The following is a 24,173-nucleotide window of genomic DNA, read 5'->3' on the forward strand; positions in this document are numbered from 1 at the left end:
AATTCCCTCCTAGGCCGCTTTAAGAGCATTTTGGTTGGATCGGTACAAGGCCGTGCTGCCGTAATCTTTGAGTTCAACGGTGCCGGCAGCCTCCCAACCACTCTCGCTCAAACAATCCCGAACAAAGCCGGAGAAAAGTATCTCGCCTGCATTAGCCGCCGCTGCGATGCGCGCCGCCATGTTTACGGTCGGACCGATCACGGTCAGCTCGGATCGCTGGGCGCCGCCGAATATACCCGCAGTTGCGGGGCCACTATGAATGCCTATCTTCATCACGAAGGGGGGAAGCTCCTGGGCTTCCCATTCTCTATTAAGTTCCCGGAGAGCCTCGTTCATTTTGTGGGCACAGGCCATGGCTCTCTGGATCTGCTCATGAAAGGGAAGTTCAATGGGATAGCCGAAGACTATCATGATCCCATCGCCGATGAACTTATCGATCATGCCCTCATACTCAAAGACCACTTGAGTCATCCTCTCCATATAGGAGTTCAGGATGCGTGCGATTTTATTGGCGCCAAGGGTTTCGGATGTCCTGGTAAAGCTGCAGAGATCGGTAAACATCACTGTGATGCTCTTGATACTCGGAGAAGAGTCCAGTGAAAGTTTTCCTGTCAGGACATCATCGATGATACGGGGTGGAAGGAATCTGGCCAGAACCTTATCCGTCAAATACTGATTGAGCTTCTGGATCTCCCGCTCCCTGGTCTTCAGCTGCAAGAGGTTTTCAACTGTACTGATCAACTCAAGTCTGTCGAATGGTTTTCCCAGATAAGCATTGGCGCCAATCTGAGTGCCCTGCAGTTTGCTTTCCTGGTCGTTTTTGGCCGTGAGGAGGACGGTTGGAATACTCCCGAGGTCTTTTTCGAGCTTGAGCTTTTGGATCAGCTCAGGACCCGACAGGCGCGGCATCATCCAGTCCGTGATGATAAGGTCAGGCTGATGGGTTTGGGCTGCTTCGATTCCTGCCAGACCATCTCCTGCCGTTGCAACCCGGTAGCCTTGATCCTGCAGGACCTCCCGGATAATTTTTCGCATATCGGCGATATCATCAATGACCAGGACCAGGGGGGCCTCCGGCATTCCCTCCTGTGCGTCCTGGGAATCGCTGGAGTCGTTCTCTTCATGGCTGAGTGTCATGTGTGTTCTCAGTCGGCTGAAACCCTCGCCGGAGTCTTCAGTTGTCACGTCGTCCTTGACCGGACTTTCCCGTATCCATTGCTGAAGGTCAGGAAGTATCTGCGCGATGTCGAAGGGTTTCCTATAAAAGCGTTCGACCAGTTTCGCATTGACGATTTCTGTCAGAAGCTCGTTGGAATCTGTCCCGGTGATCATCAGTCTTTTGCAATCCGGCTGGACTTTCGCGATATAGCGGAGCAGGTCAATACCGTCCTCCGCACCGGGCATATTCGCATCGGTAATCAGGCAGCGAACGCGCTTGCGGTTGAGGATATCTTTCGCTGTGACGACCGATTCGGCTGTCTCTATGGTCGCGATCCCGCCGCGCATCAAAATGTCTTCAATATGATATCTGACGGCAGGTTCATCGTCGACAAAGAGGACATCAACGATCGGCTTCTCAACATCATGGATCGGGAGTTCAAGCCAGAACGTGGCGCCCCGATCGAGTTCCGATTCAACACCAACCTCCCCTTGCATGGCAGTCGCCAGCTCGCGGGCGAGAGCAAGTCCCAGTCCTGTACTGTCGAAGCGTTGCTGTGATCCATCAGCGACCTGCGAGAAGGCCTTGAACAGCGTGCTCTGCTGTTCTTTCGGTATGCCTTTGCCCTGATCTTTGATGGCAATACGAGCCCTTTCATCTTGGAGCGCCGCTTCCACCAGGATGGTGCTGCTTGATGGAGCATATTTCAGAGCATTGGAAAGATAATTGAAGAAGATTTTTTCGAGATAGTCGACCGTGCCCTTCACAACGATGCGCTCATGCCCAGCATGATCGAGCTTTACTTTGACACCCTTGCTGGTGCTGGCCTCTTCGAAATAGGAGACGCAGGCTTTGAGGATTGAGAGGACATCGACGGGGATATGGTTTGTGGGCTGATAATCGGGCGATGTAATCTTCTGGAAGTCAAGGATCTGATTGACAAGGCGGTGGAGCCTCTCGGTGTTCCGGCTCAGCATCCCAATCCCGCTGTGATGAGGGATTTCCTTCGAGAGCTGTCCAAGAGGAAACATCATAAGCGTCAGAGGCGTGCGCAGCTCATGTGAAATATTCTGGAAGAATGTTGTCTTCTGTCGATCCATCTCAATCAGTTCCTGTTTTTGGCTGAGGAGTATCTCATGCTGGCTTCGGAGTTCTTCCGTTTGTCGCTCCACCTCAGCCTGCAGGTTCTTGCTGAAGCGATCCAATTTAACCTTGGCCTTTTGCTCCCTTTCGAGCGCCTTCTTTTCGATTTCCAAGGATATTCGCAAGTCTTCGTTTTTTTCCTCCAGGCTCTGGTTGAGCTGGGTTATCGTCTGGGATGCCTGCCGCTGCTCATCATTCATCTTTGCGCCAAGGGCCAGGGACAGGAGGATCGCTTCCACGACCCCTCCTATATAATGCGCATTCTCGGTCAGGACATTGATCTTCACCAAGCCGAGAATCGCGCTGTTATAGATGATCTGTGAGCCGAGGAGGCTGGACCAGGCCACCGTATAGAAATAAGCTGGCCTGTAACGCCGAAACGAAAGATAGAGGCCGCTGGAGGCCAATCCAATACATGTGGCCAAATACATCAGCGTTGTCAGCAGTATGGTTGCGGGTCGGCGGTGGAAATGAACAAGGATCGCGACAGCCACGAATAGTCCGCACATGATCATGAAAGTTTTGTGCAATCCTGGGCTGATCTTTTTCAGATCCAGGAAGGAACTCGAAAAGATCAAGGCAAAGGCAAATGTCAGACAGGGTATGATGCTGTATCCCTCGTTGGCCATATAATCGCGCAAGGGATGGGAGCTGATGAGCTGGGTCTGGCCTGATGATATGGCATACGAAAGGAGTGAGAAAAAGGTCATAACCGAATAGAGAAAATAGGGACGACTTTTGAGGGAAAACGAAAGGAACAGGTTATAGAAGACCATAATGGCTATGGCACCCATCACGCCATAGATCATCAAGGATCTGATGAACGTAGTTTCTTGAAAGACAGCCTCACTTTTGATCAGGACGCGAAAGGGGATGGAGCCCTGACTTTTGACCCGCATGAGCCATACGGAGCGGGAGGGTGGGACGGTAATCTTGAAAGCCGGGGCAAACATAAAACGCATGAGCGCGTCGATCGATTCGACCCGATCCCCTCCACTCTGGATAGCATAATCGCCGGACGCTTGAGGATAATGGAAGTCAACAAAGTCCGCATGATGGTAATCGTACTCAATGAAGACCGTGCGCGCCGGGCCTGGATTTTCGACCTCGAATCTCGCCCAGTAGACTGGGGAGTCGGAAATGCCAAAGTTGGGACTATCTTTATCCACCTGAAAGAATTGGGACTCAATTTCGGGTGAGGGATGCAGCAAATCATCCATAGAATACCGCTCATCAGGGTCCTTGAGAAATCTCAGGCTTCTGCCTACGGGCTTTCCGTCCAGGATCTCATCGTTTAACTCAATGACGGAATTCTCAGCTGCTGCCACATAGGGGATAGAGAGGCACACTGGTGATAACATGCAAAGGAGCCTGAAAACCATTCGTGCGAGCTGCTGCATCGTCCCTGCCCTGACCCAAGTGAGTAATACAGGTGGTATCGGTAAGTTGGCGATGGTTTGTAGTGGGTTTTGGAATATTTCAATATTATCAGTGGAGCTTTCAGGCTTAACTGAAATGTAAAAAGAGATTGCGCAGACTGCGTACAAGACCCCGCTTCATGCGGGCATCGGGAAGATTACGGGTGAAGAGAGCCTGGTTCCACTCGATCTCAATCCCCACGTATTCCTGGGGACCATAGTGTCGGCGTAGCCAGGTCGTCAACCCATCCGACGTTCCAAGATAAGGATAATTGCGGCGCAACCTCCATGTGGGCCACTCGCTTTTCATTTCCTTCAGAAGGGCATCCGACCACATCTTTTCCCAGGGACGCGCGGGATCATAAAGGAGTCCGACCTCCGCCGTGCGTCTCTCACCATCCAGGACCGGCGTGAAGCTATGCATCGCCAGATGCAGGACGGACGATCCAGACTGAAGGATGCGTAGAATTTCAGCTTCAATCGCATTGCGATGCGGCCAGTACCAGGCGGCCTGAATGAAATTTCGTTCCGCCGGATCCAGGTCGCGGAAGGCCGGCCCGAGACAACGCGGATGCTGCGGGGAACGATTGCAGTCGACGAGCAGGCGGGAAATCTTCGTATAGAGCAGCGGCGCCTCCAGTGCGACCGCAGCGTGACGGGCCATGGCCAGCGCCCCAGGATCCCAGCCTTTGTGGGTGAGAAGATCCTTTTGCTGGGATTTGGACATGCGCCTCAGAAAAGCCGCGGGCACCTGATGCCCGGCATGCTCACAGGTGATCAGCACAGACCAATGACCTGGGTCGTCAGCCTTGGCCATGAAACCGTCCTTCGTTCAGGCAGTCCGCGAGGGCACGATAGGTCTGATGAATCTCCGCAACAGTCGGCTGAGCGGGAAGGCCCTTGATGATGCGCTGGCTCAAGGTTCCCTTCTGGAGCAGAGCATCAGCCTCCGCTGCGAAATGCCTCACCTGATAATCCTTCTCATGGAGACGGGCGAAAATATTCTGCCAGAGTTTTTGCAAAGCCAGGGGCTCCTTCTGCCCAAAGCAGCGCAAGAGGAACGGATCCTTGACCACGAAGGCTCCGCCGTCCCGCAGAGCGCCGAGAAAGGTCTTCTGCAGCTCCAGCTCCTGCGCGGTCTTTTGCTCGGCAAGGGAGAGCCACATTTCATCGACCAGGCTTTTCACCAGCGAAACGACGAGGCTGATCACCGCGAAATCCGCCGCCACACACTCCTGGATATCGAGCACCCGGATTTCGATGGCATTGCGATCGAAGCGGGCGATGGCCCCGCGGGAATTGAGCCATTCCCCTTCCAGGATGCCTTCCGTGTCATGAGGCTTGATATCGCGTTCAATGCGCTGCAGAATTTTTTCCTCGTAGTCCTTCTGCGAGAAAACTGCTTCTGGAATGATGGCACCGATGATCGAGGGGATACGCTTTTGATTCTGAGCATAGAAGTTCAGGCGATTGTCCTGAATTCCCGTGATTTTCCCTTCCACCAGAGGCGAGCTGGCGGCAAGGCCCGGCAGCAGCGGCAGGGCGATGCGAATGGCGGCATGCAGCTGCGCAAACTCCGCGTCATCAGCAAAGGGCAGGTTGATGTGCACACTCTGCAGGTTGGACCAGCCATGGCCCTTGCAATCGAAGATGCGGTTATAGGTTTCATAGATGGTGTTCTGCCCGTGCGGCCAAATCTTCGTTTCCTTGAGCGGATCCATGGTTGGATGCATGGCGGTCGGCAGCAGGCAGGCATCCCATTTTTCCAGAACCTGATTCACTCTTTGGATTTCGCTCTGAAAGGAACTGGCCAGCCGCACGAGGTCCTTTTGGGGGCCGTTGCCCTTGAATTCCACGACATGCAGTACGAGTTCATTGGAGACATTGATACGACCGAGAGAGATCTCGTTGACGATCTCGCCCGACAGCGCCTGGATCAGCTGATCGCAGATGGGCTTCACCTGCAGCGTCTGGCGATCGACGATCATATATTCCAACTCGATGCCATAGCCTTCAAAAAGCCGCAGGGTCTGGCTCACTCGGTATATCCTTTCGTTTTGCGGTCCAATCGCTTGATAAAGACCCGCATGATTTCTTCGTAGAGCTGATTCTTGATGATACGATCCTCGACGCCGGCGTCGATACTGGGATTATCGTTGACCTCGATGATATAGAACCTGCCGTCCTTTTCCTTGATATCAAGGCCATAAAGCCCATCCCCGACCACGGAGGCCGTTTTCACCGCCAGCATGCGGAGCTTGGGCGAGATCTCCTCCAGGGGGAAGGTCTCCGAATGACCATAATCCAGCTCGCCGGCCTTGTCGGTATGATAGATCTGCCAGTGGTTGCGGGCCATATAGTATTTGCAGGCGTAGAGCGGCTTGTTGTCGACGATGCCGATCCGCCAGTCGAAAGGCGTGGGCATGAATTCCTGGGCGATGATCAGATCGGAATCATCGAGCATGGTCGAAACCTTCTCGCGGATTTCCTGGTGGGTTTCCGCCTTCACCACACCCTGGGAAAAGCTGCTGTCGGGGCGCTTCAGGACGCAGGGCACCGGCAGTTTGTCGAGAATCTGATCCAGGTTTTTCTTATGGATCATGAACGTCTTCGGCGTCGGAATATTATGCCGCTTCAAAAGCTCCGCGAGATACACCTTGTTCGTGCAGCGCAGGATGGATTCAGGATCATCGATCACCACCAGACCGAGGGCCTTGGCCTTCTGCGCAAAGCGGAAGGTGTGGTGATTCACGTTGGTCGTTTCCCGAATGAAAAGCGCGTCGTATTCGGCGAGGCGGCGCAGATCATCCGGGCCGATGATGTCGACCTCCATGTTCATTTCACGGGCGGCCTTCATGAATTTCTGGATGGCCTTGTCATCGGAGGGCGGGAACTGTTCCTTGGGATTGCGCAGGATGGCGAGGCTGTAGCGCGCCGATTTCAATTGCTTCCGCTGCGAACCGCACTTGAAATAGCTTTCGGCAAAGCCGATCAGATCGGTCTGATGCGAATGCGGCACATCCTTCAGACTGATGGGTCCGATGGAACTGAGCAGCCACTTGTTCTTCTTCACGAACTTGGCGCGAATCAAGGGCGCAGCAAAGTACTTATACAGCTCGTTGCTCAGCTTGTCGTATTTTCGGGCCATATTCTTGCCGAAATAGATGCTGAGTTCAAAGTTGTCGGATTTGATATCGGCCAGCGACTTCTGCACCAGATCATCAAGATTCTCGGAGGTGATCTTGACGAAGGCTTTGGTCTTCATTTCCTGGATGGTGCTGAGGGAAGGGATGGGTTTGTGTCCCCGCGCGGCGGCCAACAGCGAAACATAGTAACCGGAACTTTGGTAGCGATAGGACCGACAGAGATTGAAGACTCGATAATTCTTAATATTCTGAAAGCCTTCGTCCACGAAGTAATCGATATCGCTGACAACCTCAAAGTCGCCCAGCCGCCTGGGCCATTCATCAATCGATTCAACTACGATGAGGTTCTTCATGGGGAGCGTCTTTCCTCTGTATAAGAAGTAGGTTGGCATCATAGGTCACCACACCGAGCAGGATCGCACAGATCACGCGGCTGATGGAAATCGTATAGGTATTTTGATCGGATAAATTATTCGGGAAATAAGGGTCGGATATATGCACATTCCGGGCTTCCGCGTCGATTCCGGTCAGGACCACAAAGTGTCCGGAAGGACGGCCTTTGATATCGTTGTACTTGCAGGTCATGGGATCCTCGCGCGGGCTCTGATAAAGGTAGGTCGCACTCAGCCCCGCAATCACAGGCCGTGGCCCTTTGAGGAGGTTGATCAGGAGTTCAGGCGTGAGGTCGTCGAAGCGTAGAATGCCACCTTCCTGCAGAAACTCAATATAACCGTCGCTGGCCGTCCGAAGGTTCCTCTGCTTCTTGGCGAGACGCTGTAATTTCAGTTTCTCAGACAACTCAGCGGGAGGCAACTTGAACCAGGTCGGATCGAAAATGTTGAGGTTGAAGGACCAGATCTCGGCCTGATAGCCCCGCTTGAGCGCATGCACGCCGAGGCGCGAGGCATAGGTCCCGCCGGTCTCGAGCATGGGCACTTCCTTGATCACCTGCTCCAGGGCCGCCTTGTCATTCATATACTCGTAGATGGAATGCAGGCAGGTCGGCCCACAGGTCACATCATCCGGCTGCTTCCGGATGTTGATCTTCTTCTTCAGTTGGCCCATACAGGTTCCTCCAGCAGCCCTATACCCTGGAAATACTGTGTCCCCATCGGAACGTCAACCGGGCAAGTTGAGAGCAGCAGCCTTTAGGAAAAAGGCAAAATTTCCTGGTCCTCGGAACCATTGTACGCGGATGCAGGAAATCGCGACCAGCACAAAAATACCGATCTCAAGTTTTCGCGGTTTCCTCCGACACCGTCGATAGTCCCCATTCAATGAGGAGAGGGCTTTGCGTAGTCTCTGCATCGGTATCCTGCTCGTCCCAGCGTCCGGCATGTCCGCTCCAGCGGCCAGCCCCGCGACCAGCGCCGGTGCCTCCGTCGAATGGGGATCCAAAGAGACACCAGCCGAGACGAGCGGTGAAAGCCAGACTCAGGTCTTTCAACTCTCGATCAACTATGGAATGGGCTCACTTACTCTGGAAGCCAACGGCGAGCGCACTCTGCCCAAGGCGGCGAGCCCTGTTACCTATGAAGATGGGCAGCCCGTAAGCGGAACCTATGCCAACGGCAGCGTCAAACAACTGCGGACCGTGGCCTCCATGCTCCTGCCCTTTCGTGGCCGCTCCTTTGTGCTCGGCATTGGACTTGAGGATCTGGATGTTGGCGTAGCCGGCAGCTCGCTCAGCAAGGCCGGTGGCACCGAGGGAAGTTTTCATATGAACTCCCTGATCCTGGAAGCCGGCGCTTTGCGAAATTTCAATCGCTGGGGTCAGGCCCTGGTGACCATGAGTTATGATCATGCTCTCGGTGGCAAACTGCGTTCCCGCTATATCACAAAATCCATCCGTTCCGATGCGGCACAAAATTATGCGATCGTGAACGACTCCCTTGTCTCCGGCGGACGCCTGTCGATCACGGGGAATTATCAGTTTAATCTGCTTCCAGGATTCTCCTTCGGCATCTTCACGTCGGCCCAGTATGGGTCGATCGCCTTCGTGGACCGAAATCAGCGGTCCTTTATTTACGGTTATACCACCGGTCTTTCGTTGATGCTAAAAATTTGAGATGACGGAAAGTGGCCTACGTCTTCGGAATGGGACCAAGATGGGTGATGTACCATTGCCGCCCCCAGTTGATGAGCGCACGCACTTCGATCGTTTCGGGCTGCCCGCCGACCGTCAGCTCAATTTTCCGCTTATAGCAGGACCAGTAGGGAATGGAGTTCGCTTCCGTTTGAGCAGCCTTCCACTTGCAGGAGCCGCCTTTCATCGCCTTGAAAACCAGCGGACCGCGGTTCTTGAAACGCGCTTTCTCGCGAGCGAAATCCTGTTCATACCATTTGACCAGCTGTCGATAATAATCAGCGGGTTTGGCAATGGCCTTCAGCTGCAGAAAGGCCGGCTCGGGAAAGAACAGATCCTGGACATCAGCAAAGCCGCCCTTTTCCAATGCTGTCAGAAGACGCTGGGCTTTGGGATCGAAGTCCGCGATCGTGGCCTTCAGCGACTGATCCCGGTTTTCCGCCGGGATGACGAAGGCTTCCGCATAAAGAGCTGTCGATAAAAAGGAACAGAAAACAAGCCAGGGGCCGCAACGCATGAACCACCTCCTTAGGCGGCCATTTTATCGCGAAATCCGCCGCGTCCGATACCGTGAAGTGAATCCTCCGGGACGGCCTGCAGTTGAAACACGCGACGCGGTCCGATGCCCCGCAGCATGCGTTCGCCGTAGTCCTCGCAATCCATATAAGTCAAGGCTTCCGCCACCGATTCGGAGACGAGGATGCCGCCCTCGGACGCCGAGGCCTTGAGCCTTTGCGCCATCAAAGGTGTGGCGCCCAGGGCCATGTAATCGGTTCGGGCTTCTCCCCCGAATCCGCCGATGATGACCTCACCCTGATGAATGCCGATCCGAACCTTGACCGGCGCCTGCTCAAATTCCGCGCCGATATCCTTCTGCACCAGCGGCAGCATCTGCAGCATCTCGCGCGCACACTGTGCTGCTTTTTGGGCCTGTTCCGCCGGGGACAGCTCACCGGGGAAACCAAAGATGGCCAGCACACCGTCGCCGATGAATTTATCGATCATGCCGCCGTGCGCAAAGGTCACCTCGGTCATGGCCGCAAAATAGCGGTTGAGGAATTCGCCCAAACGTTCGAGCGACACCCGTTCCGTCAGCCCTGTGAAGTCGGCAATATCGCAGAAGAGCATGGTCACGGTCATCTTCTTCGGCCGGGCGTTGAAATCGAAACCACCCTGGATGATATCACGCGCGACATCAGGCGGCAGAAAGCGCTGCAGCAGCATCGACGTCCGCTTGAGACGCAGCATGGCGTTTTCGCGTTCGATGATCCTGCGCTTTTCCTCGCTCACAAAATTCGCCGCTTCATAGGCAATGCGCCTTTGAAACAGCAAGGCCAGCACGCAGCCGAAGAGCTGATAGTTGATATCCCGCACGATGAGGTTCGCATTCCATTCCGAAAAGAGCATCCAGACCCAGACCTGCATGGCGAAGATCAGGATCGCTTCAAACCAATCGACCCGCAGCGTGAAAACAGCAAACGCAGCGATCAGGGGCGGGTAAAAACGCGCGCGATCGGGAAAATCCGCAGCATAACAATATTGAAGAGCGGTCAGGATTCCGACCAGGGCAATCCCGTAGACCTTGGGCAGAAGGAAAGCCTGCTCGCCGCCGAACCGATGGCCGAAGCGCAGATAAAGACCGCCCAGAAGAAACAGAAAAGAAGGGATGCCGCGCAGGAGCAGGACATAGGTCAAATTCGGGTTCACGTCCCCGAGATGCATATCAAGAGGTATGAATCCGAGGATGAGCAGACCGACCCCTATAAAACTCGTAGCCAGCTGACGCCGACAGAAATCATTTTCATGTTGAAACCAGGCCCTCAGAATCTCCGGTGAACCCGTCTCGCGAACCACCTTGGGCGCCAACCAAAAAGGAATATGCATACCCGACCTCCGATATTCTGGAATCGGTCGCCTGATCAGGAACTCAACTCTTTTCTTGAGGCCTGTGACGAAAAAGTAAGGAAGCGGGCACCGTTCCGGGGAAAATGGAGCGGCGCACCGAATTCTGTCGCCTGACGCCAACGCTTACATGGGCGCGTGGGTGCTGGATGGGCCCTGAGCCGGGAACTGGCCCGGGGTGGGATTCTGCATCTGCGCCTGCCCTGGCGATTTCAATTCCGCAGGAATGCGCAGCACCTGACCTGGGAAAATCTCATCCGGGTCTTTGAGCATCGGCCGATTGGCTTCAAAGATCGCCTGATAGAGATTGGCGTTGCCCAGATATTGCTGGGCAATCTTCGACAGGGTATCGCCTTTTTTCACCGTCACCATCATGGCCGGAGCTTCCGTGCCGCCACCGCTCGCGGGGGCCGCCTGGGCTCCTGGTCGGGGAGCATTCGGATTCAGCACCAGCGGCGTCTCCGGCACCGTATGACCTGGAGCATAGGGAGCCACCCGCAGGCCATCATCGTTCACCTTGTCGACGCCGCGATGATTGCCCACGATGAGTCGCGCCAGTTCCAGATCCTTTTGCGTCAGAGCCACACCGCTGAGCGTGGCCAGACCCTTATCATACTTGATTTGAAAATTCTGAATCGATAGACCGGCCTTGGTCACAGCAGCCATCAGATCCTGCTGCATCCTGTCCCTATCAGTTTCCTTGTCCTTATGACCAATTTCCTTGATGAAATCAAAAAGGCCCATACAGATCTCCTTTCGTGTCGTGGGAATCCATTCCCAACAGCTCCTGCCGCGGCGATGGTTCCCTGGTCATGCAGGAGCCATGCCTGGTGATCCAGCGGCACGAACGACATCAGATCTTTCATGCAGCGGGCGGAATAGCTGGTACTTCCGAGGCGTATTCCTTATTCTGGGACAACGTACGGGCAAGATCCGTGAGGGAGAAATGATGAAACCTGATCGTGCCGTGCAGGCCTTTCTCAGTGAGCCTGCCTCATATCCGGATCCAACGCAGAAGGTGGAGCGCCGCGAAACGCATATATCTGAAGTCTATCTGACCGATCAGTGGGCCTATAAGATTAAAAAACCGCTCACGCTCGCCTTCCTGGATTACGGCAGTCTTGAGGCCCGGCATGCCGCCTGTCGTGCGGAGCTGGATCTCAACCGCCGTTTTTCACGGGATATCTATCAGGACGTCGTGAGCATTAACCAGAATGACGAAGGGTCGCTGCAATTCAACGGTCCTGGCCCTGTGGTGGAATATGCCGTGAAAATGCGGCGAATTCCGGATGACCGCCTGATGGATCAGCGCCTTCTTCACAATAATTTTTCGGAAGCGGATCGGGAGCGGCTGATCACATTTCTTGCCGCCTGCTATCGCAAGGCCCCGCTGGTGGCCATCGATCCCTTTGCCTACTGGCAACGTCTGCAGGGACTCATCGCCGAGAATCGAAGCAGTCTTTACGAATCGGCCCTGCATGTGAACACGGATCCGCATCCCTGGCTGTCCCTTTGCTCCAGTCAGAATCTTTTTATGCAGGTGCATCGTGATCGGATGCTCGGGCGAGTGGAAGCGGGACATGTGATTGAAGGTCACGGGGATCTGCGTCCGGAGCATATCGTTTTGGAAGGACAGGTGGCCCTGATCGATGGCATCGAATTCAACCACGATCTCCGCGTTCTGGATCAAGCGGATGAGCTGTCCTTTCTCGCGATGGAATGCGCGGTGATGGGCCATGCTGAACTCGGTGCCACGCTCCGACTCAGGGTTTTGGAGCAGCTGCAGGACCATGCGCCGCGTGAGCTTTTGGCCTTTTACGAATCCTATCGGGCCCTGGTCCGGGCCAAGGTCAGACTTCTGAAAGCGGAACAGGAGTCCGGCGCGAAACAGGCCGCCACGCTGGAGCAGGTTGCCACCTATCAATCCTGGGCCACACAGAAGCTGCAGGCGGTCATGCCACCGTTTACGTTTTTGATGGCTGGAGCCATGGGTTCAGGAAAAACCACGGTGGCCACAGCCATCCGGCAGAACCTCGGCGCGGTGCATTGGGAAAGCGATCAGATCCGCCGTGAGGTCCTTGGCCCAAGTCCGGAGGCCGCCGGGTATGGCGAGGGGCATTACAGCGCGGAATCGCGGCTCAGAATTTATGAAGTTTTGCGGGACAGGATGCTGGAGCAGCTTCAGGCCCGGATGAACGTGATCGTCGATGCCTCATTCAGTGATCCGCATTATCTTGAGACCGTGGTGGAACCTTTGCGGCGTGAAGGCCGGCCTTATGTGATCGTTCTTTGCGAATGCTCCGACGCTGAAGCCGTCGCGCGCATTTCCAAGCGGATGAAGGCGGACGCCTCACCTTCGGAAGTGCGTCCGGAGTTATACAAAGAGCAGAAGAAAAAAGGTGACTGGACCTTTGAAGGTTATCCGCTGGTGCGCGTGAATACCGAAAAACCGCTGGAGAAGGAGTTGCGGAAGGTTTATCAGGCTGTCGTCCCGGCCTTGAGGGAGGCCTTGGACGTTAAACGCGGCGCCCGGGCCGCACCCCGGTCTTCTCCGGCATCTTCTCATAAGCGTCCAGAAGCTGATTCACCAGAGGCAGAATCTTTTCCTCCTCCGTGAGCCAGGGACCGCTGAGCGAGATCCAATATTTAAGCCGCGTGCCATCGGGCGCAAAATAAAGGCCTCCAAAGCGCTTGCGTATGTCCAAGGCCATGACCTCATCGGGTGGAATCACGATCACGGTGGCTTCGTCCTTGCCGCGGGAACTCATGCGCACAAGGCCGGCCTTGGGATCCTCATCGCGCGCCCACTCACCAACCAGAATGAACGGCCGTCCCTTCAGCAGAAAGGCCTTATGCCCGAACATATGTTTGGTGCGGATATCCTGGCCCGAGTCGAGAAAAATATTGTTCAGCGTAAGAAGAATGGCACGCGTGCGCCCTGAGAATCGATCTTCATAGGTGGTTTTGGAAGGGCTCATAGGCACCTTTTTTGTTATTGGCCGTCGTATGGATAAAGAGACAAGGCGGGAGGGAGGCGAGCAGCGGAATTGGCATCAGGCCAATGAGCAGCGCAGCCGACCGAGCAACGCAGTATCTTTATCCATACGACGGTCAATAGCGGGCCGCGCGTGGCGCGACCCGCGCAAGGCCTTATTCAAGGTAACGACCGATGGCTTCCGCCGCCTTGCGTCCTTCGGCAATGGCCCAGACCACAAGCGACTGACCGCGCCGCGCATCACCCGCAGCAAAAATGCCCGGGACGTTGGTTGCGTAACTGAGGTCATCGGCCTTGATATTGCCGCGCTCGCTGAGCGACACGCCGAGCTGTTCAATCGGACCTGCAGGATCCGGCCCAACAAAGCCGACGGCAATCAAAACGAGCTGGGCGGGCCAGCGTTTTTCCGAGCCAGGCACCGGCTCGAATTTTCTTTGGCCCTTTTCGTCAGTATACCAGGCCAGCTCACGGGTCACCAGCGCCTGAAGATTTCCTTCGCCATCCGCTTCAAAACGCACCGATTCCAGCGACCAGTGCCGTGAACAGCCCTCTTCATGCGAGGACGAGGTGCGCAGCATATGCGTCCAATACGGCCACGGCGTTTCCTGCGGACGCTCCTGCGCACGCGGATATTTGCTGAGCTTGGGCGGCATCGGCATGATTTCAAACTGCGTCACCGAACGCGCGCCCTGACGATTCGAAGTGCCGACGCAATCCGAGCCGGTATCACCACCACCAATCACGATCACATCCTTGCCCGTGGCAAGGATGGGCTCCCCATCCGCAATCCTATCCCCAAGCACGCGGCGCGTGGATTGAGTCAGAAACTGTTCGGCAAAATAAACGCCTTTGTGTTCACGGCCGGGGATGACGACGTCGCGTTTTTTCGTGGCGCCATGACTCAGAAGAATCGCATCGTATTCCTGGCGCAGATCCTCCATGCTCACATCCATCCCGACATTCACACCGCAGCGAAAGCTGATGCCCTCCGCTTCGAGGAGCTGCACCCGTCGCTGCACCTTGCTCTTTTCCAGCTTGAAATCCGGAATCCCATACATCAGAAGTCCACCGGGACGATCGGCCCGTTCATAAACGGTAACCCAGTGCCCCTGACGGTTCAGCTGCTGCGCTGCCGCCAGCCCCGCCGGCCCGCTGCCGATCACCGCCACTTTTTTTCCGGTGCGAACGGCAGGCGGTTCAGGACGGATCCAGCCCCGGGCAAAACCCTTGTCCGCCAGGGCCATTTCAATGGCTTCGATGGACACAGGATCCTCGTGAATGCCGAGGACACAGGCCGTTTCACAGGGAGCCGGACAGATGCGTCCGGTGAATTCCGGAAAATTATTGGTCGCCAGCAAGGCCTGCAGCGCGGCCTCCTCCTCCTGTTCGGACACCAGATGATTCCATTCCGGAATCACATTGCCCAAAGGACAACCGTGATGACAGAACGGAACACCGCAGTCCATGCAGCGAGCCCCCTGCTGCCGCAGCTCCTCGTCCGTGATCGGCTCCACAAATTCCCGATAATGTTTCAAGCGCAGAGCGGTCGGCTCACGGGCCGGAACCGCTCGTGCATACGTCATGAACCCTTTCACTTCACCCATGGTAGGCTCCTTCTTCCAGGATCGCCCTAAGGTTGTCGCCCCCGACCACGCGCATCGACGGCTGCACGTGGTCGCGCTGCTGGTGGCGCACAAAGGCCCGATACGCGCTGGGAACAATGCTCAGGAATCGCGATTTCTCTTGGTTCCAATTTTCCAGAATATGCGCCGCAACCGAACTGCGGGTCAGGCGCAGGTGTTCCTGCAGTTGACGATGGACAAAGGATTCATCCTCCTCATCCTGCAGCGGAGAAACCTCCACCATTTCGGTGTTGATGCGTTTTTGTGAGGCACCATCGGCATCGTAAAGAAAGGCATAACCGCCGCTCATGCCGGCGGCAAAGTTGCGACCGACCCGGCCCAGCACAATCACGGAACCACCGGTCATATACTCACAGCCGTGATCGCCGAGGCCCTCCACCACCGCATGCGCTCCGCTGTTGCGGACTGCAAAACGCTCACCGGCAAGACCGCGAATATAGAGGAAACCCGAGGTCGCTCCATAAAGGGTCACGTTCCCGCAGATCACGTTGCTTTCCGCCATGATCGCACTTTCCTCGGGCGGCACGACCACCACCTTGGCACCGGAAAGACCCTTGCCGCAGTAATCGTTCACTTCACCTTCCAGCACCGCGGTAATACCCTTGGCGCCAAAGGCCATAAAGCTTTGTCCCGCGGAACCCTTGCAGTTCAGATAAATGCTGTTATCGCGCAGACCATAGCCACCATGCTGCCGGGAGATTTCGCTCGACAGCATGGTGCCCACGGCACGATCGGTGTTGGCAACCTGCAAATCCAGTTGCACGGGATGTCGCTGCATCAGAGCGGGCTCACAGGCGGAAAGGAGCACACGATAATCGAGTGTCCTTTCCATCTCATGATTCTGACGCGTCGTGTTACAACGTGGTGCTTCCATCGGAGCAGCCGGTGCATCGAGTATGGCCCGCAGGTCGATGCGATCGGTGCGCGGGTCGGCGATTTTTTCCAATAGATCGACCCGACCCACCATCTCGGCCACGCTGCGGAAACCCAGTTCAGCCATGATTTCCCGCAGACCTTCGGCGAGGAGAAAGAAGTAATTGATCAGATGTTCCGGCTGACCATGAAACTTGCGCCGCAGTTCCGGATCCTGCGTGGCAATGCCCACGGGACAGGTATTCAGATGGCACTTGCGCATCATGATACAGCCGAGCACGATCAAGGCACCTGTGCCGATGCCCCATTCCTCGGCTCCGAGGAGCGCGGCGATGGCCAGGTCCCGCGGCGTTCGCATCTGGCCATCGGCCTGCAGGACGACGCGCCCTCGCAGCTGATTTTCCACCAGCGTGCGATGCGATTCCGCCAGGCCGAGTTCCCAGGGAAGACCGGCATGTTTGATCGAGGAAATGGGACTTGCGCCTGTGCCGCCTTCATAACCGGCGATCAGAATCACATCGGCCTTGGCTTTGGCCACGCCGGCGGCAACGGTTCCCACGCCGACTTCCGACACGAGCTTCACACTGACCCGCGCGTCACGGTTGGCATTCTTAAGATCGAAAATCAGCTGAGCGAGATCCTCGATCGAATAAATGTCATGATGCGGCGGCGGCGAGATCAAGGTGATCCCGGGGGTGCTGTGGCGCACGCGGGCGATCTCCTCATCCACCTTGTGACCAGGCAATTGGCCGCCTTCACCGGGCTTCGCACCCTGGGCGATCTTGATCTGGAGTTCATCGGCATTGATGAGGTAATGACTCGTCACACCAAAGCGCGCACTGGCCACCTGCTTGATCGAACTGCGCCGCAGATCGCCATTGGCAGCCGGAATGAAACGGTCGGCATCCTCACCGCCCTCGCCGGAGTTGCTGCGGGCACCGATACGGTTCATGGCGATCGCGATCGTTTCATGCGTTTCCTTGGAAATGGAACCGAAGCTCATCGCCCCGGTGGCAAAACGCTTCACGATGGATGCGGCCGGCTCAACCTCATCCAGGGGCACAGGGTTTTGGACCTTTTTGAATTTCAAGAGGCCGCGGATATTCAGATACTGCTGGGACTGCGCATCAAGGGTGGCACAGAATTTTTTGAATTCCTCGCGGCTATTGATGCGGGTCGCCTGCTGTAGACCGGCGATCATCGCCGGATGATGCAGATGGGCTTCCCCATCGCGACGCCAGTGATACTGACCGCCCTGAGGCAGGGCGCTGAACACGGTACGCGGACCATAAGCTTTCTGGTGGCGAAACCGGGTATCGGCATCAAAGTCGGCGATGCCGGCCCCTTCAATACGCGTGGGCGTCCAGGTGAAATATTCATCAATGAAGGCCTGGTTCAGACCGAGGGCCTCAAAAATCTGCGCTCCACGATAGGACTGGAGCGTGGAAATGCCCATTTTCGACATGATTTTCAAAAGACCATCACCGAGCGATTTGATGAAGTTCCCCTGCAGGGTCGCGGCCGTCTTGTTCGGATCAAAGCCATGGGTTTCCGCCCGCTGGGCGATCACAGCCAGGGCGAGCCAGGGATTGACCGCGGCGGCACCATACCCCATGAGAAGGGCAAAGTGATGAACTTCACGAGGTTCTCCGCTTTCCACCACCAGGCTGGCCTTCATGCGCAAGCCACGGCGAATCAGATCATGATGCACCGCAGCCGTGGCCAGCAGGGCTGGAATCGGGGCCCGCTGCGCATCCACCTCGCGGTCGGAGAGGATGATGACGCTGCAGCCTTCCGCGATGGCTGTGGCAACCGTTTCCTGCACGCGGGCGACGGCAGCCTCCAGGGTTTCCTGGGCCGGCTCATACAGAGTGGAAATCTTCCGTGCCATCAGGCGCGCATCCCCATGGAATTCAAGGCGCTGCAGATCAAGGTCACTGAGAATCGGCTGCTTGAGGCGCAGCATATGACAATGCTCCGGCGTTTCGTCGATCAGGTTCGACTCGCCGCCGAGATGCGATGCGAGTGACGTCACCATTTCCTCGCGAATCGCATCGATCGGAGGATTGGTGACCTGAGCAAAGAGCTGTTTGAAATAGTTGTAAAGGAGCGGGCGCTGCTGGGAGAGCACAGCGATAGGCGCATCATTGCCCATCGAACCCACGGGCTCCTTGCCTTCATTGGCCATCGGGGCAAGGATCATGCGCAGATCCTCCTTGGTATAACCAAAGGCCAAAAGTTTTTGCTGCAACGCGGATTCATCTTCCGCTGGATAGGCCGCGAAGTTCGGAACGGGCAGCTCATAAAGATGCCGCCGGTGGGCCTGCAGCCATTTCCCATAAGGTTTTTGGCTGGCGAGGCTCTGCTTGATGGTATGATCCGGAACAATCGTACCCTGCTTCATGTCCACCAGGAACATGCGTCCGGGACTGAGGCGCCCCTTATGCACGATCTCTTCAGGACGCCGATCGAGTACGCCGGCCTCCGAGGCCATGATCACATAACCATCCAGCGTGACCCAGTAACGTCCAGGGCGCAGGCCGTTGCGATCCAGAATCGCGCCGATTCTGTGCCCATCGGCAAAGCCGATAAAGGCCGGTCCATCCCAGGGTTCCATCAAATAGGAATGGTATTCATAGTAATCCTTCAGCGCCTGCTCCATCTCCGTATGGGAGTCCCAGGGCTCGGGAATCAACATGGTGAGCACCTGCGGCAGAGGCCGCCCGGTATTCACCAGAAATTCAATGGTATTGTCGAGCATGGCGGAATCACTGAGACCCGGTGTGCAGATCGGTCCCATGGCCGCCAGATCCGCTTCCAAACCGGCTTTTTTCAAGAGTTTGGAGCGGGCGTGCATCGCGTTGATATTCCCGCGCAGCGTGTTGATTTCACCGTTGTGACAGATGGTGCGGAAGGGTTGCGCGAGCGGCCACGAGGGCATCGTGTTGGTACTGAAGCGTTGATGCACCATGGCAAAGGCCGCGGTGAAACGTTCATCCTGCAGATCCAAATAATAATGGGCCAGATCCTTGGCCAGGATCAGTCCTTTGTAACAGATGGTTTCTGTGGAAAGACTCACACAGTAAAAACGCAGCTGCTTGATGCCATAGCGGGCCCGGCCTTCCTCTTCGAGTTCCTTGCGCAGCATATAAAGGCGCCAGGTGAAAGGGGAGGCGGCCTTGGTGTTGGCATCGGTGAACACCCATTGGGTGATCGCCGGTTCATTGCCGGCGGCAATGGGTCCCAGGACACGATTGTCAACCGGCACGGCACGCTGGATCAGAGGCACAAGCTCCCATTTCGCGGTCAAGGCGTCCATCCGTCCCGCCCAGTGCTGCTGCTCATCCTGTTCCTTGGGCAGAAAAAAGAAACCCACCGCGTAAGCGCCAGGCGCAGGCAGGGCTTTTCCGGCCTCCCGAGCGATCGCTTGAAAGAGTTCATGGGGAATCTGGGTCAGAAGCCCTGCACCGTCACTGGTCAGATCATCAGCGGCACGACCTCCGCGGTGATCCATTCTTCGCAGGATTTCCAGGCCCTCAGTCACGATTTTGTGCGATTTATGACCTTTGATGCTGGCAATGAAACCGACGCCACAGGCATCACGTTGCACCATGCGGGGATCGTCCAGCCAAGCCTGCTCAAACCTTTCCTGTGACATAAGGCACCTCAATCTGTGAGCGAGTTAAGAATTAACGGATTGTGGAAGAACGCGGACGCATTCTATCCAGGGAGGGGTTTACTCAGTCGAACCATGGACTCGCGGAAAACGGCAGCAACATCCCAGTGAATTTGAGCGCAGTTCTGCAGGATCAGGCGCACCACGGACCAGCACGTCGACGCGAGGCGTTGAGCGTTATGGTTGGGTCCTGACCGCTGCATCTTCACTCCTCTTCGTGGGGAGTTCCGTCCCTTGTGCGTTATTCAAGCGTTTGCGCATAAAACTTTATGTGGTGTCGTATTCGGCTCGGAGTATAACCACAGGAATATTGGGATCGCAAGACCATATTCGTCACGTGTAATGTTCGCTCACAGTCTGGTCGGTTTCCCTTAATACTATAGGAAGTAAAGCGTCTTTGAAGGCTTCCAGGTATTCATGATTTATAAAACCGCCATTTTTGACACGAAAAGGAAGCCCTCGGAAAGGCGCAAATGTTCGCTGATTTAAACGCGAATTTCATGCATTTATTTTTCATATAACCCAACTTTATTCAGCATTATGCGTATTTCGTTGGTAACTTTCCCGACCAGTTCGGCTCAAATTCTCGTAAGTTTACTACACGCCTGTGTGTTTCCCGGGTTCAAGTCCTTGGGATGATTTGCTCCGAAACGCTCTGCTACGGGGCCTGCATAGCCGACCACGAGAAAGCGAAAATTCGGATGCTTAAAAAACTTCCCATTGGTAGGGAAATTTTTGTTAAAAAGTCACCGCAGTATGCAGAGCCCGCATGAGACTCGGATAGGAATCGCCACATGACGTCACACTCCATCGCACATCACCAGCTTCTCAGACGCACGTTTGTCCATCTGAAAGGGGTCGGCCCGCGCTCCGAGCGACACCTTTGGAGAATCGGCATCACCGACTGGGAACAACTCCTGGATCGGGCGCCACAGTTATTCAAGGCCAAACGGCTGGATGATGTGCGGCACTCGTTGGAACTTTCCCTGGCGGCCTGGGAACGCGGTGACCTTTACTATTTTGATCGTGCTCTCCCGGGTCACGAACGCTGGCGTCTCATTCCCGGTGGCTTTTCCGATCTGGCCTACTTTGATATTGAAGCCACCAACGGCGGCATGCCTCCTGCGGCAGAATCAACAGCGATTGCCTTCTTTTTCCGCGGCGCGCTGCATCAGGAATATGAATACCATCGCAAACGTGATCTTTTGATTTGGATCCTGGATGAGGCCGCCCTGCTTTGCACCTATAACGGCGCGGCCTATGACCTGCCTTTCTTAAGCGCCGAATTCGGCCTGACCATGGAAAAGGCCCATATTGATCTCTGTCCCTGGCTCAGGCGTCAGGGTTTCAAGGGCGGACTCAAGGCCATTCAAAAAACCAGCAGCCATCTGCATCAAAGAAGTTCCATGGATCTCGACGGCTACGATGCCGTCCGGCTGTGGCGCCTCCATGAGGAAGCCGAGCCCGGCGCTCTTGAAACGCTGTTGACTTACAATGCTGAGGATGTGCTGATTCTTGAGCCGCTGCTGGTGGACGCCTACAATCGTGAGGTGGACCTTCATCCGGAGCTTGATCTGCCCAAAATGAAAAGCACCCTGCTTCCCCCCTTGAGAACCCGCATCGACCCTCGCATTTATCAGCTGCTGCGCACCCGTGAAACAGGACCTACGGCCTGACACCATGCGGTGTGTTCAGGCGTGCTCCATCGACAGCCGCGCGCGGACCGATTGCAGACTCGGCACGCGATCGCCCCGCATGACCGCATTGCCCTCGCGATCGATCAGGGCAAAGCAAAATTCCTGCGGCTTGCAGTGAAAACGATCATGCAAAGGTCCGTTGGGATGATCTTCAGCCACCAGCACAAGGTCGTCCGCAGCCTTGAGATCAGCAAAATTCTGTTTGGCCTTTTGGAATTCCGGATGATTGCGATCGGTGGCCATAATTGCCAGCACGGCCTTGCGCCCCCGAAAGCGGTCAATATCGTGATGCACCACGAGCCATTCTGATATTCCGCGCCAGACAAGCGATGAAAGAAACCCGCTCATAAAGTCCTCCGGGCTGGGAGTGGCAGCTAAAAGGAAGGTCTGCATTTTCCAAGCCACATCCGAAAGGATGCCTAAAAAGCCTCAAGTCATCCATCTTGGAATGAAGGATGCAGGACCAGGGTAGACCGAGGCGAAAGGAGCCGTCATGAGAGGTGAACACCCGAAAGTTACACGTGTCGAAAGTTCCCGACGTTCCACGGCCGAAGAGCAGTCGATGGCTGTGGCCGAGGCCAGCCGGGAAGAGGTATGGAAATCCAAGTCCTTTATAGGCTCGCTCTTTATGGGCGATTTCGATATGTCCCTGGCCTTTCCTTATCCCTTGCAGAATCCCGAGGATAAAGCCATCGGTGATGCCATCTGCCGCGAAGTCGATGCCTGGGCTCGCCATAATATCGACGGCGCGGAAATCGATCGGGTTGGCAAAATACCGGAGCACGTTTATGCAGGTCTGCAGAAACTCGGGCTTTTTGCGATTAAAATACCCAAGCAATATGGTGGTCTCGGCCTCTCGCAGACGAATTACATGCGAATTCTGGCGGTGGTTGGAAAATACTGCACTTCCACTGCTGTTCTGCTGTCGGCTCATCAGTCCATCGGTGTCCCGCAGCCTCTCAAGCTGTTCGGAACGGCCGAGCAAAAGCAGAAATATTTGCCGCGGATTGCCCGTGGCGAAATCACCGCGTTTGCGCTGACCGAAATGGATGTGGGTTCCGATCCGGCCAATGTGCAAACCTATGCGGAACTTTCCAGCGATGGGCAATACTGGATCCTGAATGGTGAAAAACTCTGGTGCACCAATGGAGTCATTGCGGACCTTTATGTGGTCATGGCGCGCACGCCGGATCGCGTGGAAAAAGGCCAGACGATCAAACAGGTGACGGCCTTTATCGTGGAAGGAAGCTGGGAAGGTGTGGAGGTTCTGCACCGCTGCGAATTCATGGGATTGAAGGGCATAGAGAACGGTCTGATTCGTTTCAATAACGTGAAAGTCCCGAAAGAGAATGTCGTCGGTGATGTGGGCCGCGGTTTGAAATTGGCCCTGGCCACACTCAATGACGGTCGTCTCAGCATTCCTGCCTTGTCCGCGGCCGCCGCCCATGAGCTGGCGAGCTTCAGCAACCTTTGGGGCAAGAGCCGCGTGCAGTGGGGACGGCCCGTGGGGCAGCATGAACCGGGCATGCAAAAACTCGCTTATCTGAACGGCGTCGCCTATGCGATGGACAGCCTGGCCGCCTACACCGCTCAGCTCTCCGATGCCGGCAGCGTCGATATTCGCATGGAAGCCGCGGCCGCCAAACTCTGGGCCACCGAGGAATTCTGGAAGGCCCTGGATATCGGCATTCAATTGCGCGGCGGGCGTGGTTATGAGACCGACCGTTCGCTGGAGCAGCGCGGCGAAGCATCCATCCCCATGGAACGCTGGATGCGGGACACCCGGGTCAATCGCATCCTCGAAGGTTCCACGGAGATCATGCATCTCTTCCTGGCCCGTGAGGCGGTGGATCCCCATTTTCAAAAAGCGGGAGCCCTGCTCCGCCGCTCGACATCGCAGGAGAAAAGGCAGGCCTTTCTCCGATGCGCGGCTTTCTATCCCGTCTGGTATATGAAACTCTGGTTCGGATCGTTCCTATCCTTCTTCCGATCCTATCCTGGCTTTGAGCCGGAGCTCGCGCGTCACCTGCGCTGGATTGATCGCCACAGTAAACAGCTGGCCCGTACTCTTTTTCACCAGATGATGAAATATCGGGCGGCGATGGAATACAAGCAGCTCCTGCTGGGACGGGTCGTGGATATCGGCATTGAACTCGCGGTGATGGCATTGGTCGCCAGTCGCGTCCAGGGAGAAATTTCCGAAGGACGGGATAGCAATCTTCCCAAGGCTCTTTACTGGCTGAGAAGCCGGCGCCTTTTCGTCAACAGGCTCTTCGATGAGATCCATCATAACGATGATCAACTTTGCAAGGATCTTGCAACCCGTATCCTGAAGGAGTCTCCGGGGCTGCCGCAGATAGCCAGGCCAGACCTCAAACCTTTGCCAAGGGTGTTCGGCAAGGAACTCACACAGTCTGTGTAGAAAAGGAGCATTG

At 55.7% G+C, this 24,173-nt stretch carries 16 protein-coding genes; 4 read left to right on the forward strand and 12 right to left on the reverse strand.

Going from position 1 to position 24,173, the window contains the following annotated elements; genetic code table 11:
• Positions 1-9: 9 nt before the first annotated feature.
• The 5 genes from OLTU_RS26435 to OLTU_RS26455 all read right to left on the reverse strand — a co-directional run bounded on the left by OLTU_RS26435 (position 10) and on the right by OLTU_RS26455 (position 7,931).
• Positions 10-3,702, reverse strand: a complete 3,693-nt coding sequence (locus OLTU_RS26435) for a response regulator (protein WP_141735733.1) — start codon at positions 3,700-3,702, stop codon at positions 10-12.
• A 106-nt stretch (positions 3,703-3,808) separates the two neighbouring features.
• Positions 3,809-4,537, reverse strand: coding sequence for an N-formylglutamate amidohydrolase (locus tag OLTU_RS26440; protein WP_141735734.1), 729 nt, complete (start codon positions 4,535-4,537; stop codon positions 3,809-3,811).
• Entirely contained in the window at positions 4,524-5,759 is a 1,236-nt protein-coding gene (locus OLTU_RS26445; protein WP_218110277.1) for a carboxylate-amine ligase, read from the reverse strand. The genes OLTU_RS26440 and OLTU_RS26445 overlap by 14 nt, the downstream gene beginning before the upstream one ends.
• Positions 5,756-7,219: a RimK family ATP-grasp domain-containing protein gene (locus OLTU_RS26450; protein WP_141735736.1), complete on the reverse strand. Its 1,464-nt coding sequence runs from the start codon at positions 7,217-7,219 to the stop codon at positions 5,756-5,758. Before OLTU_RS26450 ends, OLTU_RS26445 begins: the two co-directional genes overlap by 4 nt.
• Positions 7,197-7,931: a C39 family peptidase gene (locus OLTU_RS26455; protein WP_176736986.1), complete on the reverse strand. Its 735-nt coding sequence runs from the start codon at positions 7,929-7,931 to the stop codon at positions 7,197-7,199. Before OLTU_RS26455 ends, OLTU_RS26450 begins: the two co-directional genes overlap by 23 nt.
• Positions 7,932-8,157: 226 nt before the next feature.
• Here OLTU_RS26455 and OLTU_RS26460 point away from each other — a divergent pair, with 226 nt between their 5' ends.
• Positions 8,158-8,934 carry a hypothetical protein gene (locus tag OLTU_RS26460; RefSeq protein WP_141735737.1) on the forward strand — a complete coding sequence of 259 codons (777 nt, stop codon included), beginning with the start codon at positions 8,158-8,160 and terminating at the stop codon, positions 8,932-8,934.
• A 16-nt stretch (positions 8,935-8,950) separates the two neighbouring features.
• Here the strand turns inward: OLTU_RS26460 and OLTU_RS26465 are convergent, their stop codons facing one another.
• From OLTU_RS26465 to OLTU_RS33000, 3 genes are all read right to left on the reverse strand, one after another.
• Positions 8,951-9,469, reverse strand: a complete 519-nt coding sequence (locus tag OLTU_RS26465; RefSeq protein WP_141735738.1) for a hypothetical protein — start codon at positions 9,467-9,469, stop codon at positions 8,951-8,953.
• Positions 9,470-9,480: 11 nt separating this feature from the next.
• Positions 9,481-10,836 carry an adenylate/guanylate cyclase domain-containing protein gene (locus OLTU_RS26470; protein ID WP_141735739.1) on the reverse strand — a complete coding sequence of 452 codons (1,356 nt, stop codon included), beginning with the start codon at positions 10,834-10,836 and terminating at the stop codon, positions 9,481-9,483.
• 144 nt (positions 10,837-10,980) lie between these two features.
• On the reverse strand, positions 10,981-11,598 hold the full coding sequence (locus OLTU_RS33000) for a LysM peptidoglycan-binding domain-containing protein (protein WP_141735740.1): 618 nt from the start codon (positions 11,596-11,598) through the stop codon (positions 10,981-10,983).
• Between the two features lie 205 nt (positions 11,599-11,803).
• On the opposite strand from OLTU_RS33000, the gene OLTU_RS26480 reads away from it, so the two are divergent.
• Positions 11,804-13,471: a bifunctional aminoglycoside phosphotransferase/ATP-binding protein gene (locus OLTU_RS26480; protein ID WP_176736987.1), complete on the forward strand. Its 1,668-nt coding sequence runs from the start codon at positions 11,804-11,806 to the stop codon at positions 13,469-13,471.
• Here the strand turns inward: OLTU_RS26480 and OLTU_RS26485 are convergent.
• From OLTU_RS26485 to gltB, 3 genes are all read right to left on the reverse strand, one after another.
• Complete coding sequence (locus OLTU_RS26485; protein WP_141735742.1) at positions 13,371-13,832, reverse strand: hypothetical protein; 462 nt, start codon at positions 13,830-13,832, stop codon at positions 13,371-13,373. The two genes, OLTU_RS26480 and OLTU_RS26485, sit on opposite strands and share 101 nt — an antisense overlap.
• Positions 13,833-14,004: 172 nt before the next feature.
• Positions 14,005-15,453 carry a glutamate synthase subunit beta gene (locus OLTU_RS26490; RefSeq protein WP_141735743.1) on the reverse strand — a complete coding sequence of 483 codons (1,449 nt, stop codon included), beginning with the start codon at positions 15,451-15,453 and terminating at the stop codon, positions 14,005-14,007.
• On the reverse strand, positions 15,446-19,978 hold the full coding sequence (gene gltB / locus OLTU_RS26495; RefSeq protein ID WP_141736874.1) for a glutamate synthase large subunit: 4,533 nt from the start codon (positions 19,976-19,978) through the stop codon (positions 15,446-15,448). Before gltB ends, OLTU_RS26490 begins: the two co-directional genes overlap by 8 nt.
• A gap of 857 nt (positions 19,979-20,835) precedes the next feature.
• On the opposite strand from gltB, the gene OLTU_RS26500 reads away from it, so the two are divergent.
• Positions 20,836-21,717 carry a ribonuclease H-like domain-containing protein gene (locus OLTU_RS26500; RefSeq protein WP_141735744.1) on the forward strand — a complete coding sequence of 294 codons (882 nt, stop codon included), beginning with the start codon at positions 20,836-20,838 and terminating at the stop codon, positions 21,715-21,717.
• A 15-nt stretch (positions 21,718-21,732) separates the two neighbouring features.
• Here the strand turns inward: OLTU_RS26500 and OLTU_RS26505 are convergent, their stop codons facing one another.
• Complete coding sequence (locus tag OLTU_RS26505) at positions 21,733-22,086, reverse strand: hypothetical protein (RefSeq protein ID WP_141735745.1); 354 nt, start codon at positions 22,084-22,086, stop codon at positions 21,733-21,735.
• A 145-nt stretch (positions 22,087-22,231) separates the two neighbouring features.
• Here OLTU_RS26505 and OLTU_RS26510 point away from each other — a divergent pair, with 145 nt between their 5' ends.
• Positions 22,232-24,160, forward strand: coding sequence for an acyl-CoA dehydrogenase family protein (locus tag OLTU_RS26510; protein WP_141735746.1), 1,929 nt, complete (start codon positions 22,232-22,234; stop codon positions 24,158-24,160).
• Positions 24,161-24,173 lie beyond the last annotated feature (13 nt).

The organism is Oligoflexus tunisiensis, assembly GCF_001748245.1.
In the GTDB taxonomy this organism is placed as follows: domain Bacteria; phylum Bdellovibrionota_B; class Oligoflexia; order Oligoflexales; family Oligoflexaceae; genus Oligoflexus; species Oligoflexus tunisiensis.